This window comes from Streptomyces sp. SolWspMP-5a-2 (assembly GCF_900091845.1).
GTDB lineage: Bacteria > Actinomycetota > Actinomycetes > Streptomycetales > Streptomycetaceae > Streptomyces > Streptomyces doudnae.
Genome location: NZ_FMCI01000320.1, coordinates 1 through 15,187, shown reverse-complemented (window position 1 = coordinate 15,187; position 15,187 = coordinate 1). Strand labels below are relative to the sequence as shown.

Here is a 15,187-nt window from a genome sequence, read left to right as displayed (position 1 = left end):
GTCTATTCGAGAAGCTCCGCGTACGAGCCCATGGCCAGGGCGATGTCCGCCTGGGCCCAGAAGCGGTGGTACGTGAACACGGGCGCCGCCCCGCCCTTGAGGTAGCTCTCGATCTTCGACCAGGCCGGGTCGTTGCGGTAGAAGGAGCGGAGCGAGGAGAACGTCGACGACGAGTTGATCGCCTCGCCGTTGGGCATGGTGCCGGTCCAGCCGCTCGGGACGTACACGCTGTCGGCGAAGCGGCTGTAGTCGGTGCGGGTCTCCGGGACGGCCACGCCGAGGCTGTCCTGGTCGTGGTTCCACATGCCGTCGAGCAGCGCCTTGGCGACCGTCTTCGCCTGCGCGTTGCCGGACTTGGCCGCGTAGTAGGTCAGGGTCTTGGCGTACGCGGCGGCCACCCCCACGTCGTCGGTGTAGTCGGCGACGGTCACGTGGAGCCCGCTGTTGGCGCCGGGGCTCGACGCGTTCCAGGTGTCGGGCTGGCCGGACCACTGGAGCGTGGAGGGGATGCGGAAGGTGCCGTCCGGATTGATCGTGGTCTTGGACAGCGCCCAGGAGACCCACTTGTCGAGCACCGTCCTGGCCGCGGCGCTCCCGGTCTGCTGGTAGTACTCGGCGACCCGCTCCATGGACCACGCCTGGAAGCCGAACCACTGGTTGGACGGCGGGTCGTGGTAGACGGGCTGCTGGTCGTAGTACATGCCGTAGAACGTGGACGTCCCGGCCGGCGGGGTCGCGTACCGGCCCGCCCAGCTGTTGGTCGCGCCGCCCGCGATGGCGCCCTCGTTCGACTGGAGCCAGCGGTAGAACTCCAGTTGGCGGGTGAGCGAGGTGCCCCAGTCGGCGGCGCCGGTCGACGACTTGGGCTTGAGGTCGGCGTACGTGCTGAGGGCGTAGGCGGCCAGCGGGTTCTGGTAGCCGCCGTGCACATGGCTGGAGCCGATCCGCCAGGCCCAGCCCGCGCTGGTGTCGGTCGCGCCACCCCAGGCGTAGTACCAGGACAGCAGGTAGGCCGAGGAGTTCTTGCCGCTGCCCGCCGCGCAGGCGGTGGGACCGACACAGTTGCCGATCTTCTTGAAGTACTTGTCGTACATCGCGTAGCGCAGGTAGTCGCCCATCTTCGCGGCCTTGCCGACGGTCGCGGAGACGTCACCGCCCTTGCCCTGGCCCTTGGCCCACACGTCCGCCCAGTAGGCGGCCTGCACCGCGCGGGCGTCGGCGTCCGGGGCGTTGGTGTACTTCCACTGCCTGGCGTACGACGAGTCGCCGGTGAACAGGTCCAAGTACCCGTTCTTCCCGCCGTACTTGAAGGAGTCGCAGGTCGGCTGCGGCACCGTCTCCCACACCGACTCCTGCGCACCGCGCTGGAAGGTGTTGATGTAGGAAGGGCCGGTGGCGGTGGGGCCCGCCTCGCACTTGCCGGGTTCGTCGCCGTAGCCGTAGGTGTTGTCGACGTCCTGGAGCCAGTGCATCCCGTAGATGTCGTCCGTGCCGTACGCCGACTTCAGCTCGCCCGCGATCGGGTCGGAGCCGACGGAGACCGACGGGTCGAGCTTGGCCGGGTACTCGTTCGGGGTGTCCAGCTCGGGCGCGTAGGTGGCCGGTTTCGACGCGGTGTAGAAGGAGTTCGTCGGCTGGTCGGCGTGGGTGGGGATCATGTACTTCTCCATGAGGTCCCACGCGCCGTTGAACTTCGTCCAGTCACCGGTGACCTTGCCGTACATGGCCTGGAGCCACAGCAGGTAGCTGTACGCCTCCGAGGTGGTCTCGTGGCCCTGGTCGGGCGCCTCGACGATCAGCGTCTCGACCGAGTGGTAGGGGATCCCCTCGGGCGAGAAGTAGCCGTTCGCCGGGTTGGTGATCTTGCCGTAGAGGTCCAGGAACCGCGCGTCGTACGTCTTGGACGCGGCCAGCTCGGTGACCGTGACGGCCGCCTTGGCGTAGCCGGTCGCCGTCGCCGTGAAGGTGGCGGTGCCGGTGCCCGCGGCGTCGGCCGTGACCGTCACGTTCTGCGGGGTGCTCCAGTTCGACGGGGTGAAGGTGAGCGAGGAGCCGCCGGTCACGGAGAGGCCCGTGGTGCCCGCCGTGCGCGTGGTGCTGACGGTGACGGAGGCGCTCGGCTGTGCGGAGAGCGTCAGCCCGAAGGTCCCCGTCTTCCCCTGCTGCACGCCGAGCTGGGTCGGTGAGGCGACCAGCGCGGGTCCGGAGGCCACGGTGATGCCGACCGGCGTCGAGGAGGCGGACGCGCCCAGGCTGTCGTACGCCTTCGCCACCAGAGAATGACTGCCCACGGTCAAACTTGAGGCGGAGAACGTGTAGGGCGCCGTGGTGTCGGTGCCCAGCAGCGTCGTGTCGTCGTAGAACTCGAGCTTGCTGATCGTGGCGTTGTCGGCCGCCGCCGCGGTGGCCGCCAGCGGGACCGCCTGGCCCTGCGAGTAGGTCGCGCCCGCCACCGGGCTGGTCAGCACGGCCACCGGCGGCTGATGGGCCCCGGCGCAGGTGGTGCCGTTGACCGTGAAGACGGACGGGGCGGTGTTGGTGCCGCTGTAGGTGAACTGCGCGCCCGTGGTGACGGCGGCACCGGCCGCGATCGTCGCGTTGTAGCTGACGCTCTGCACGGTGACCGACTGGCCGGACTGCGCCCAGGTCCCGTTCCAGCCGCTGGTCAGCTTCTGGTTGCCCGCGTAGGAGTAGCCGAGCGTCCAGCCGTTGACGGTGTCGGTGCCGCGGTTGGTGAGGGTCAGATCCGCGGTGAAACCGGAGCCCCAGTCGTTGGTCCTGTAGTCGACGCTGCACTGAAGTGCCGCCGCCTGTGCGGGAGTCGTGCCGGTGCCGAGCATGGTGAGGGGAAGGGCCAGGGCCGCGACGACCGCTGTCCACAGTCGCCGTCGGGTGCGGCGTCTCCTGCTGGGGTGCATGTGCTGGTTCCTCCTTGCGGCTCCGGAAGGGGGTGGGGGTCGAGCAGCAACAAGCCTTGAACCAGTGGGAGCGCTCCCATAGTGGGGAAGGGGCCAGAGGCGGTCAAGGTGCTTGAAGAGTCGAAAAGATTCGACGAGGTCCGTTGAGCAAAAGTCAGTTGCTCCCCTGTCCTTTGCTGTCACTTGGCGCTAACTTCATGGAACCAGTGGGAGCGGTTCCATCAGTCGACGCGTCCGTCACGGCGCGCCTGAGCTGCAAGGAGTCGCTCATGCGACACCCCCCGCGTTCAGTACTTTTAACCGTCCGGGCTGCCGTGGGCCCGGTGGCCCGCACCGTGGCTCCGCCTGCCCCGCGGCTCCCCGGCGCCGGGACCGCCGACGCGAACGGCACCGGCGGGCGGTCGCCCGGCGCCACCGGTCCGCCCGCTCCGACGGCCCCGGCCGGTGCCTGACCCGCGGGCCGGCCGGTCCGACCGGCGATCCCGCCACGCGTTCCACGTGCACGACGTCAGCACCGGTACCGGCGCGAGCCGCTGAGGACCGGTGGGCACACCCGCACGCACTCCTTCGCCGGCCACGTCCTGACGTGGTCCGACGACCGGGGCCTGTCCTGCCCTGCCTGGGCCGGACCCGGACCCCACGGGACCGCACCTCGGGTCCCTCGCTCATCTCCGGTCACGACGGAACTCCCGCGTCGTACGGGGCCGGGCCGCGTGACCTCTGCGCGCCCTGAACGGAGAACCGACCGCAACGGACAACCACCCGCAACGGATTAGGGAACCCGCACTCATGAGCCGTACGAGAACAGCGATACTCGCCGCCCTGGCGCTGGTCGCCGGTGCCACCGGGACGGCCGCCGCCGTCGTCCCCGGTGACGCCGGGATCACCGCCGTGCCGTGCACCGTGGACTACAAGGTGCAGAACCAGTGGGACAGCGGCTTCACCGCCAGCGTGACCATCACCAACAACAGCGCAGCGAAGACCAGTTGGTCGGCGTCCTGGGCGTACGCGGGCAACCAGAAGGTGACCAGCTTCTGGAGCTCCAGGATCACCCAGAGCGGGACGGCCGTCACCGCCGCCAACGAGAGCTACAACGGCGCTCTGGCGACCGGCGGTTCGGTCAGCTTCGGCTTCAACGCCTCGTACAGCGGCACCAACGCGACACCGACCACGTTCAAGCTGGACGGCGTCACCTGCAACGTCGACGGCGGCGGCAGCGGCCCCACCGATCCGACCGACCCGACCGATCCGGGCACCCCGTCCGCGAAGGTCGACAACCCCTACGCCGGTGCCAAGGTGTACGTGAACCCGGAGTGGTCCGCGAAGGCCGCCGCCGAACCGGGCGGCACCCGCGTCTCCAGCCAGCCCACCGGTGTCTGGCTGGACCGCATCGCCGCGATCAACGGCGTCAACGGCGGCATGAGCCTGCGCCAGCACCTCGACGCGGCCCTGGCCCAGAAGGGCACCGGGCAGGAGGTCGTCCAACTGGTCGTCTACGACCTCCCCGGACGCGACTGCGCGGCCCTCGCCTCCAACGGCGAACTCGGCCCGACGGAGATCGACAAGTACAAGACGCAGTTCATCGACCCGATCGCGGCGATCCTCTCCGACAGCAAGTACAGCGCGCTGCGGATCGTCACCACCATCGAGATCGACTCGCTGCCCAACCTGGTGACCAACACCGGCAGCCGCGCCACCGCCACGCCCGCGTGCGACACCATGCTCGCCAACGGCAACTACGTGAAGGGCGTCGGCTACGCGCTCAACAAGCTCGGCGCGATCCCGAACGTCTACAACTACATCGACGCCGGACACCACGGCTGGCTCGGCTGGGACGACAACTTCGCCCCGTCCGCGACCCTGTTCAAGCAGGCCGCGACCGCCGAGGGCGCGACCGTGGACGACGTGGCGGGGTTCATCACCAACACGGCGAACTACAGCGCGCTCAAGGAGAACAACTTCACCATCAACGACAGCGTCAACGGCACCTCGGTCCGCCAGTCGAAGTGGGTGGACTGGAACCGGTACGTCGACGAGCAGTCGTACGCGCAGGCCTTCCGCAACCAGCTCGTCTCGGTCGGCTTCCGCTCCGACATCGGCATGCTGATCGACACCTCCCGCAACGGCTGGGGCGGTTCCGCCCGGCCCGCCGGTCCCGGTGCCTCGACCAGCGTCGACACCTACGTCGACGGCGGCCGCTACGACCGCCGCATCCACATCGGCAACTGGTGCAACCAGTCCGGTGCGGGGCTCGGCGAGCGTCCGAAGGCCAGCCCGGCCACCGGGATCGACGCCTACGTCTGGATGAAGCCGCCGGGTGAGTCCGACGGCTCCAGCAGCGCCATCTCGAACGACGAGGGCAAGGGCTTCGACCGGATGTGCGACCCGACGTACACGGGCAACGCCCGCAACGGCAACAGCCTCTCGGGCGCCCTGCCGAACGCGCCGCTGTCCGGACACTGGTTCTCGGCCCAGTTCCAGCAGCTGATGGCGAACGCCTACCCGGCGCTCTAGCCGCGTACGACGGTCCGCCGTGACCGGCCCGCCAGGCCGGTCACGGCGGACCGCCGCCGTCTTTTGCGGGCCGTTTTGCCGTACCGGCAACTCCGCTGGCACGCGGACGGTCCGCCGGGGCACGCTGGGCCGCACCCCGACGAGAGGCCGGCCCATGACGCACGGACACGACGCACCCCAGGCGGAGCGGACGCACGAGCCCCACGGCTCCGCAGGACACACGGGACACGAGGGACACCAGGGCGGCGCCCGGCACGCGGGTCACGGCGCGCACCGGCACGACCACGCCGACATCGACTGGGCCGAGATGGCCACGATGCTGGAGACCCAGGCGGAGCTGTTCGAGCCCCTGTACGAGCGGGCGCTGGCGTGGCTCTCCGGGCTGCGCGCCGACCCCGGCCTGGTCGTGGACGCGGGCAGCGGGCCCGGTGTGCTGTCCGGGATGCTCGCCGCGGTGTTCCCCGGCGCCCGGATCGTCGCGGCCGACGGCTCCGCCCCGCTCCTGGAGCGGGCCGCCGCCCGCGCCGACCGGCTCGGTCACGCCGACCGGTTCGACACGATCGTCGGCGACCTCCCCGGCTCCCTCGACCGGCTGGAGTACCCGGCCGATCTGATCTGGGCCAGCCGCAGCGTCCACCACCTCGGCGACCAGCGGGCCGCGCTCGCCTCCTTCGCCGAGCGGCTCGCGCCCGGCGGCACCCTCGCGGTGATGGAGGGCGGGCTGCCCGCCCGGTTCCTGCCGCGTGACCTCGGCTTCGGGCGGGCGGGCATCGAGGCCCGGATGGACGCCGTCGAGCAGACCTGGTTCGGGCGGATGCGCGAGGAGCTGCCCGGCAGCGTCGCCGAGGCGGAGGACTGGCCCGCGATGATGGCCGCCGCGGGGCTGCGGCCCACCGGCTCCCGCACCTTCCTGCTCGACCTGCCCGCACCGGTCTCCGACGAGGCCCGCGCCCATGTCGCCACGTCGCTCTCCCGGGCCCGCGACATCTTCGGCGCGGACCTGGACGCCACCGACACGGCCACCCTCGACCGGCTCCTCGACCCGGACGACCCGGAGAGCGTGCACCGCCGCCCCGACCTGTACGTCCTGGCGGCGCACACCGTGCACACCGCGGTCCGCGCGGGCTGACCCCGGGGTCAGTTGTTCTGCAGGAACTGCTTCGCCAACTGGTCGCCGAGGGTGACGGCGGCGCTGTGGCTCTCGATCGGCGACACCTGGCTGCCGGTGAAGGCGATGTACGTGACGCCCGAGTCGGCGCCGCCGGTCTCCGGGTCGGGGTCGATGCCGAGCGCCTGGGCGGTGGCGTAGGAGGCCTCGCCGATGATCTGGGTGGGTCCGGTGTCGCCGACGACGGCGTACTCGACCTGGCCGCCGTAGATCACGGCGACCACGCCGCCGCCCTTGATCCCGGCGCTCGCGTAGTTCCAGATGCTGCTGGAGCTGGGCACGACGACGTACGGCAGGGTCTCGGCCGTGAGCGGCCTGCCGTCGGACTGGTGGAACGCGGTGTCGTCCTGGAACCAGGGGTCGGTGCTCTCGTTGCACCGCGCGGTGCGCTGGCCGTCGCAGTCGATGTCCATGTCGGCCTTCCAGAACACCGCGCCGTTCTTCCCGCAGACGGGGACGGTCGCCGACGTCTCCTCGTCGGTGCGGTACGTGCCGTTGGAGATCTGTTGGCAGGACGTCACCTTGGCGAGCAGGTCGGCCGCGGAGACCGTGCCCTCCTGGACGGCCGCGGGACGGGCGGTGGGGGCCGCCTGGGCCGGGAGGACCCCGGCGGTGAGCAGTGCGGCCCCGAGGGCCGAGGCGAGGGTCAGTGTCCGTACGCGCACTGTGGGGGGACCCTTCCGTGAGGAGTTCTGTTAGGAAACTTTCCTTACTGGGTGGGTCCACGATGTCCCTGTCGGCGTGTCCGCGTCAACCCTAGCGGGGGAGTCCACCGCCGTACACCGAAGGGCCGTCCGCTCCCCGGGGAACGGACGGCCCTTGCGGTCAACGCGGGCGCGGACGCGGTCAGTTGACCGTCGACGGATGCGAGCCGACGCGGCGGCCCTCGTCCAGGGCGCTGATCGCGGCCAGGTCCTCGTCGTCCAGGCTGAAGTCGAAGACGTCGATGTTCTCCCTGATCCGCGACGGCGTCACGGACTTGGGGATCACGATGTTGCCGGTCTGCAGGTGCCAGCGCACCGCCACCTGGGCCGGGGTGCGCTCGTGCTTCTGCGCGATCGCCACCAGCGCCGGGACCTCCAGGAGGCCCTTGCCCGAACCGAGCGGCGACCAGGCCTCGGTCGCGATGCCGTGCTCGGCGTGCAGCTCCCGCAACTCCCGCTGCTGGAGCTGCGGGTGCAGTTCGATCTGGTTGACGGCCGGTACCACCGACGTCTCGGCGAGCAGCCGCTTCAGGTGCTCCGGAAGGAAGTTGGAGACACCGATCGCGCGGATGCGGCCGTCGGCGTGCAGCTTCTCGAACGCCTTGTAGGTGTCGACGTACGCGTCCCGGTCCGGCGCGGGCCAGTGGATCAGGTACAGGTCGACGTGGTCCAGGCCGAGCTTGCCCAGGGACACGTCGAACGCGCGCAGGGTCGCGTCGTAGCCCTGCTCGCTGTTCCAGAGCTTGGTAGTGACGAAGAGGTCCTCACGGGCCAGGCCCGAGGCGGCGATCGCCCGGCCGGTGCCCTCCTCGTTGCCGTAGATCGCCGCGGTGTCGATGCTGCGGTACCCGGACTCCAGCGCGGTGGCCACGGCCCGCTCCGCCTCGTCGTCCGGAACCTGCCAGACGCCGAAGCCCAACTGGGGCATCTCGACGCCGTTGTTCAGGGTGATCGGGGGGACCTTGCTGCTCACGGGCTCTTGATCCTTCGGTTGTCGACGGATGACACTCCCATCGTCAACGATCACGAGCCCGTTTGCATTCCTGACCGCGGAATCCACCGGGGCGATGTGACCGGCCGCACGGCCCGGCGGAGACGGCTCAGGCCCGGTAGAGGGCGTCCACCTCGGCCGCGTAGGCGGTCTCGATCGCCTTGCGCTTCAGCTTCAGCGACGGGGTGAGCAGCCCGTGCTCCTCGGTGAACGGCTGCGCCAGGATGCGGAAGGTGCGGATCGACTCCGCCTGCGAGACCAGCGTGTTGGCGGCGACCACCGCCCGGCGCACCTCGGCCTCCAGATCGGCGTCCCGCACCAGTTCGGCCCGGGAGAGCCGGGGCTTGTTGCGCATCGCCAGCCAGTGGTCGATCGCCTCGTGGTCCAGCGTGACCAGGGCGGCGATGTAGGGGCGGTCGTTGCCCACCACGATGCACTGGTTGACCAGCGGATGGTCGCGCACCCGCTCCTCCAGCACCCCGGGCGAGACGCTCTTGCCGCCCGAGGTCACCAGGATCTCCTTCTTGCGCCCGGTGATGGTGAGGTAGCCGTCCTCGTCCAGCGAGCCGAGGTCGCCGGTGGCCAGCCAGCCGTCGTGCAGGGTGCCGTCGGTGGCCTTCTGGTTGTTGAGGTAGCCCTGGAAGACGTTCGGACCGCTGAGCCAGATCTCCCCGTCGTCCGCGATGTGCACGGTCACTCCGGGGATGGGCTGCCCGACCGTGCCGTAGCGGGTGCGGTCGGGCGGGTTGGCGGTGGCCGCCGCCGTCGACTCCGTGAGGCCGTACCCCTCGTAGATCTGGACGCCCGCGCCCGCGAAGAACAGCCCGAGCCTGCGGTCCATCGCGGAGCCGCCGGACATCGCGTTGCGGATCCGGCCGCCCATCGCCGCCCGCACCTTCGCGTAGACCAGCTTGTCGAAGAGCTGGTGCTGCATCCGCAGTCCGGCCGAGGGACCGGGACCCACGCCCCAGGCGCGCGCCTCCATCGCGTCGGCGTACCGCACCGCGATGTCGACGGCCTTCTCGAAGGGACCGGCCTTGCCCTCCTTCTCCGCCTTCCTGCGCGCCGCGTTGAAGACCTTCTCGAAGATGTACGGCACGGCGAGGATGAACGTCGGCCTGAACGCGGCCAGATCGGGCAGCAGGGCCGCCGCGTTGAGCTGCGGCTGGTGGCCGAAACGCACCCCGCCGCGGATCGCCGCGACCTCCACCATCCGCCCGAAGACATGCGCAAGCGGCAGGAACAGCAGCGTCGACGCCTCGTCGCCCTTGCGGGAGTGGAACACCGTCTCCCAGCCGTCGATGACGGTGTCCGCCTCCCACATGAAGCTGCCGTGGGTGATGACACAGCCCTTGGGCCTGCCGGTGGTGCCGGACGTGTAGATGACCGTCGCGGTGGAGTCCGGGGTGACCGCCTGCCGGTGCCGGTGCACCACCTCGTCGTCGAGGGAGGTGCCCGCGTCGTACAGCTCCTGCACGGCGCCGGTGTCCAACTGCCAGAGCTGGCGCAGCCGGGGGAGCCGGTCGATGACGGTGGCGATCGTCATCGCGTGGTCCTCGTGCTCGACGACCGCCGCCGTGCACTCCGCGTCGTACAGCATCCAGAAGCACTGCTCGGCCGACGAGGTCGGGTAGACCGGCACCACCTGGGCGCCGATCGTCCACAGCGCGTAGTCGAAGAGGGTCCACTCGTAGCGGGTGCGGGACATGATGGCGACCCGGTCGCCGAACCTGACCCCCCGCGCCAGCATGCCCTTGGCGAGGGCCAGCACCTCGTCACGGAACTCCGAGGCGGTGACGTCCCGCCAGCGGCCGCGCCTGTCCTTGCGGCCGAGCGAGACGTGCCGCGGATCGTCCTGGGCGCGCTGGAAGACGACGTCGGCCAGACCGCCCACCGGCGGTGCCGCGGCCAACGGAGGGTTGGTGAACTCGAGCAAACCCGCTCCCCGCTTTCCGGTGACGCTCCGTACAGCGCCGTGAAAGCTACCCCACCCGCGATGGGGCCGGGAGGGGGTGCGGGACCGGCCACCGCGCGGCCCCGCACCGGGCGGTGGCGGAAATGCCCGCACAAGGGGAAGGGTCGGACAGAAAACTGACGGTTGAGTAAGTTTCGGTACCGTAATCTCCACCGAATCTGTACGACCCGACGCACCCCTTCCGGTGCGTCATCCCCGGGGTGCCGCGGCCCCCTCGGCGACCGGCTCGCGGGCCGGTCCCGCATCCCGCCCGGCCGCCCTCGCGGACGGCCTGACCAGGGCGATCACCAGCACCCCCGCGACCGTCGCGGTCACCCCGGCGACGACCGCCGCGGTGTCGAGACCCGAGGCGAACGCCGCGCGCAGCGCCTCCTCGGGGAACGCCCCGCGCAGCGCCCCGGCCCCGCCGCCCGCGAGCGCGTGCGCGGCCTCCCGCGGCAGCTCCTCGCCCATCCGGTGGGTGACGACGGTGCCGTAGCCCGCGATGCCCAGCGCGTACCCCAGCTGACGGAACGTGTTGACCGCCCCGCCCGCCATCCCGGCCCGCTGCGGCTCCACCGACGCCAGCGCCGCGCCCGCGATGCCCGGTGTCACCAGTCCGGTGCCGACCCCGACCAGGACCAGACCCGGCACCAGCGCCGACGCCGTGGACCCCGCGTCGAGCCCGGTCATGCAGAACTGGCCCGCGCCGATCAGCAGCAGCCCGCCGCCCACCGTGATCCCGGCCGGCACCCCGTGCAGCAGCCGTCCGCCCAGGGCCGCGACCACGAACGCCGACAGGGACATCCACACGAACGCCAGACCGCCGCGGACCGGGCTCATCCCCAGCACCGTCTGGAGCCAGATCGAGTCGTACGCCATCAGGCTGAACGCCGCCGCGTTGAAGGCGAGCGCGCCGACCATCACCCCGGAGAACGCGGGCTTCAGGAACAGCCGCGGGTCGAGCAGCGGGTCACGCACCCGCCGTTCGACGGCCACGAACGCGACCAGCGCGGCGGCGGCCACCGCGAAGGTCACGAGGGTGCCGCCCTCGCCCCAGCCGTGCGACCCGGCCCGCACCGCGCCGTACGTCAGCGCGGCGGCGCAGGCCGCGAAGGTCACCGTGCCCGCCCAGTCCAGGCGCCGGTCCCGCGCCCCGTGCGACTCGGGCACCACCCGCACCATCAGCCACACGGCCACCACGCTCACCGGCAGGTTGACCCAGAAGATCCACCGCCACCCCGGCCCCTCCGTCAGCAGCCCGCCGAGCACCGGCCCGACCGCCGCCGCCGCGCCGCTCACCGCGCCCCACACCCCGAGCGCCACCGACCGCCGCCGCCCCTGGTAGAGCGAGCCGAGCAGCGGGAGCGTCGTCGCGAACATCGCCGCCGCGCCCAGCCCCTGCAGCCCGCGCGCCGCGACCAGCATCCCCGGGCCGGTCGCCAGCCCGCACAGCAGCGACGCCGTCGCGAACACCCCGATCCCCGCCAGGTGCACCCGGCGCCGCCCCAGCACGTCCGCCGCCGCGCCCGTCCCCAGCAGCAGCGCGGCCAGCGCCAGCGCGTACCCGTCCATCACCCACTGGAGATCGCTGAGCGACGCGTGCAGCGACCGCGCCATGTCCGGCAGCGCCACCACCGCGATCGTCACGTCGAGCAACAGCATGAACGTGCCCAGGCACACCGCCGTGAGCGGCCCCCATGTACGCATCCTTCGTTCCTTCCGCTCTGCGGACGATTCCGTCCCGCTCCGTACGATGGGGGGAGGGCGGCCGAACACGGGGAAGAGCGGCCGCCGGGCGACGGAATCCGACAGGAGCGGCCGGTATGGAGAAGGAATCCACCACGTTCGACAGGCTGGACCTGCGGCTGCTCGCGGCCCTGGAGACCAACGGACGCGCCTCCTTCAGCCGCCTCGGTTCGGTCCTCGGCGTCTCCGACCAGACGGTCGCCCGCCGCTACCGGCGGCTGTGCGCCGAGGGCGGCCTGCGCGTCGTCACCCTCCGCGACGCGGTGGCCCTCGGCCAGGACGAGTGGACGCTGCGGCTGCGCTGCGTCCCCGACAGCGCCGTGGCCATCGCCGAGGCGCTCGCCACCCGCTCCGACACGAGCTGGATAGGCATCGCCTCGGGCGGCACCGAGGTCATATGCGGCACCCGCCCCCGCACCCCGGGCGACCGCGACGACCTGCTCCTCGGCAGGCTCCCGCGCACCCCGCGCCTGATGGAGATCCGCGCCCACCAACTGCTGCACCGCTTCTACGGTGGCCCCTCCGGCTGGCTGCGCAAGTTCGGCGCGCTCACCCCCGACGAGATCGAGGCGCTGCGCCCCGACCCGGTGCCCGACCCGGGCCCCGCCCGCATCACGCCCGACGACGAGCCGCTGCTCGCCGTCCTGGAGCGCGACGGCCGCGCCACCTACCCCGAGCTGCAACGCGCCACCGGCCGCTCGGAGTCGGCCGTCAAACGCCGTCTCGCCACGCTGCTCGCCTCCGGCGCGATCCACCTCGACGTCGAGTGGGACCCGGAGATCCTCGGCCGCCCGGTCTCCGCCGTCCTGTGGCTGACGACGACCCCGGCGGCCCTGCACGAGGTCGGCGAGGCGATGGCCGCGCACGCCCCGATCGCCCACGCGTCGGCCACCGCGGGCCCGACCAACCTGATCGCGACGGCGGTGGTGGCGAGCACCGCCGACCTCTACGCCTACCTCAGCGGCCCGCTGGGCGCCCTGCCCGGCATCCAGCACGTGGAGGTGACGCCCTACCTGCGCCGGGTCAAGCAGATCACCTACCGCACGACCCGCCGCAGGGCACCGGCCACCCGCCCGTCGGCGGGGTGAAAAGACCCACGGGCCCGGGACTTCACACGACCTGGCCGTGCCGTCCGCGCTGCAAGCGGTCGCCGCCGCCCAGGATCGCCTCCGCCAAGGCGTCCGCCGCGTCCTGGGCGGCGGCCCGGCGGTCGCCGTGGACCAGCACGAAGTCGACGCGGCCCAGTTCCGGCAGGCCGAAGCGGTCGGGGACGCGGACCAGGCCGGGCGGGACGAGGCCACGGGAGTGCGCCATGACACCCAGTCCGGCCCGCGCCGCCGCGATCAGGCCGTTGAGGCTGCCGCTGGTGCAGGCGACGCGCCAGGAGCGGCCCGCCCGCTCCAGGGCCTCCAGGGCGAGGGCGCGGGTGATCCCGGGCGGCGGGTAGACGATCAGCGGGAGGGGCCGGTCCGGGTCGAGCCGCAGCCGCTCCGCCCCGATCCACACCAGGTCGTCGTGCCAGACCAGCTCCCCGCGCGGGTCCTCGGCGCGCCGCTTGGCCAGCACCAGGTCCAGCTTGCCCGCCGCCAGCCGCTCGTGCAGGGTGCCCGACAGCTCCACCGTCAGCTCCAGGTCGACCTCCGGGTGGTCGTGCCGGAACCCCTCCAGGATCTCCGGCAGCCGGGTCAGCACGAAGTCCTCCGAGGCGCCGAAGCGCAGCCGCCCGCGCAGCCGGGTCCCGGTGAAGAACGCCGCCGCCTGCTCGTGCACCTCCAGCAGCCGCCGCGCGAACCCGAGCATGGCCTCGCCGTCCTCGGTCAGCTCCACCGAGTGCGTGTCCCGGGAGAACAGCTGCCGCCCGGTGGCGTCCTCCAGCCGCCGCACGTGCTGGCTCACCGTCGACTGCCGCAGCCCGAGCCGCCGGGCGGCCTGCGTGAAGCTCAGCGTCTGCGCCACCGCGAGGAAGGTCCGCAGCTGGGAGGGGTCGTACATGGGGACACCGTAGCCGGTTGTCACGAACGGCGATAACAGTCAGAACGGTATGACGGATTCCCGATCGGCCGGCGCGGGAGGACGATGAGCGGGGGACCTCGGGTCGCCGCCCCGCACATGATCACTGACAGCACAGAGCAAGTGGAGCACCGTGAAGCGCCTGCGTCGGCCGAGCCGCATCCCGATCGACCCGTACATCCTGCTGCTGCTCGCGACCGTGGGTCTCGCGGCCCTCCTCCCGGCCCGCGGCACCACCGCCGACGTCGCCTCGGGCGCCTCCACCGCCGCGATCGCCGTCCTCTTCTTCCTCTACGGAGCCCGGCTCTCCACCCGCGAGGCCGTCGAGGGGCTGCGCCACTGGCGCCTCCACGTCACCGTCCTGGCCTGCACCTTCGTCGTCTTCCCGCTCCTCGGCCTGGCCGCCCGCGGACTCGTCCCCGCGCTGCTCACCCAGCCGGTCTACCAGGGGCTCCTCTTCCTCACCCTGGTGCCGTCCACGGTCCAGTCGTCGATCGCCTTCACCTCGATGGCCCGCGGCAACGTCCCCGCCGCGATCTGCGCGGGCTCCTTCTCGTCCCTGGTCGGCATCGTCGCCACCCCGCTGCTCGCGGCGGTCCTGCTCGGCTCCGGCGCGGGCGGCTTCTCCGCCGACTCGCTGACGGAGATCGTGCTGCACCTGCTCGTGCCGTTCCTCGCCGGACAGCTGCTGCGCCGCTGGATCGGCGGGTTCATCACCCGGCACAAGCGGATCCTCGGCCTCGTCGACCGCGGTTCGATCCTGCTCGTCGTCTACACCGCGTTCAGCGAGGGCATGGTCCAGGGCATCTGGCACCAGGTCAGCGCCGCGCGGCTGGGCGGACTGCTGGTCGTCGAGGCCGTCCTGCTCGCCGTGATGCTCTGCCTGACCTGGTACGGCGGCAAGGCGCTCGGCTTCGGCCGGGAGGACCGGATCGCCATCCAGTTCGCGGGCTCCAAGAAGTCCCTGGCCTCCGGGCTGCCCATGGCGGGCGTCCTGTTCGGCGGCCACGCCGCGCTCGCGGTCCTGCCGCTGATGCTGTTCCACCAGATGCAGCTCATGGTCTGCGCGGTGATCGCCAAGCGCCGCTCCCGCGACCCGCTGGACACACCCGCAGACGGCACCCCGCCCCGCCGGACCGCGTCCCGCGCGACGGCCGTCACCGGCACCGAGCGGCGCTG

Annotated in this window: 10 protein-coding genes; 4 read left to right on the top strand and 6 right to left on the bottom strand. The window is 71.8% G+C overall.

The features are described from left to right. Positions 1-2: 2 nt before the first annotated feature. Positions 3-2,918: a glycoside hydrolase family 48 protein gene (locus tag GA0115242_RS31650; RefSeq protein WP_093834608.1), complete on the bottom strand. Its 2,916-nt coding sequence runs from the start codon at positions 2,916-2,918 to the stop codon at positions 3-5. Positions 2,919-3,707: 789 nt separating this feature from the next. Here GA0115242_RS31650 and GA0115242_RS31645 point away from each other — a divergent pair. Next, complete coding sequence (locus GA0115242_RS31645; RefSeq protein WP_093834606.1) at positions 3,708-5,432, top strand: glycoside hydrolase family 6 protein; 1,725 nt, start codon at positions 3,708-3,710, stop codon at positions 5,430-5,432. Between the two features lie 154 nt (positions 5,433-5,586). Beyond that, a complete protein-coding gene (locus tag GA0115242_RS31640) occupies positions 5,587-6,561 on the top strand; it encodes a class I SAM-dependent methyltransferase (protein WP_093834604.1) in 975 nt (324 codons plus the stop codon). 8 nt (positions 6,562-6,569) lie between these two features. Here the strand turns inward: GA0115242_RS31640 and GA0115242_RS31635 are convergent, their stop codons facing one another. The 4 genes from GA0115242_RS31635 to GA0115242_RS31620 all read right to left on the bottom strand — a co-directional run bounded on the left by GA0115242_RS31635 (position 6,570) and on the right by GA0115242_RS31620 (position 11,959). After that, on the bottom strand, positions 6,570-7,265 hold the full coding sequence (locus GA0115242_RS31635) for a glycoside hydrolase family 75 protein (protein ID WP_093834602.1): 696 nt from the start codon (positions 7,263-7,265) through the stop codon (positions 6,570-6,572). 181 nt (positions 7,266-7,446) lie between these two features. Next, positions 7,447-8,277, bottom strand: coding sequence for an aldo/keto reductase (locus tag GA0115242_RS31630; protein WP_093834600.1), 831 nt, complete (start codon positions 8,275-8,277; stop codon positions 7,447-7,449). A 127-nt stretch (positions 8,278-8,404) separates the two neighbouring features. Beyond that, positions 8,405-10,231, bottom strand: a complete 1,827-nt coding sequence (locus GA0115242_RS31625) for an AMP-dependent synthetase/ligase (RefSeq protein ID WP_093834598.1) — start codon at positions 10,229-10,231, stop codon at positions 8,405-8,407. Between the two features lie 228 nt (positions 10,232-10,459). After that, entirely contained in the window at positions 10,460-11,959 is a 1,500-nt protein-coding gene (locus GA0115242_RS31620) for an MFS transporter (RefSeq protein ID WP_093834596.1), read from the bottom strand. 116 nt (positions 11,960-12,075) lie between these two features. Between GA0115242_RS31620 and GA0115242_RS31615 the strand changes: the two genes are divergently transcribed. Next, positions 12,076-13,086: an AsnC family transcriptional regulator gene (locus GA0115242_RS31615; protein ID WP_093834594.1), complete on the top strand. Its 1,011-nt coding sequence runs from the start codon at positions 12,076-12,078 to the stop codon at positions 13,084-13,086. A 22-nt stretch (positions 13,087-13,108) separates the two neighbouring features. Here the strand turns inward: GA0115242_RS31615 and GA0115242_RS31610 are convergent, their stop codons facing one another. Continuing rightward, positions 13,109-13,990 (bottom strand): LysR substrate-binding domain-containing protein, encoded by an 882-nt coding sequence (locus tag GA0115242_RS31610; protein WP_093834592.1) that lies wholly within the window; start codon positions 13,988-13,990, stop codon positions 13,109-13,111. Positions 13,991-14,141: 151 nt separating this feature from the next. Here GA0115242_RS31610 and GA0115242_RS31605 point away from each other — a divergent pair. Further along, positions 14,142-15,187, top strand: a 1,046-nt coding sequence (locus GA0115242_RS31605) for a bile acid:sodium symporter family protein (RefSeq protein ID WP_107461546.1), incomplete at its 3' end; no start/stop codon positions are given.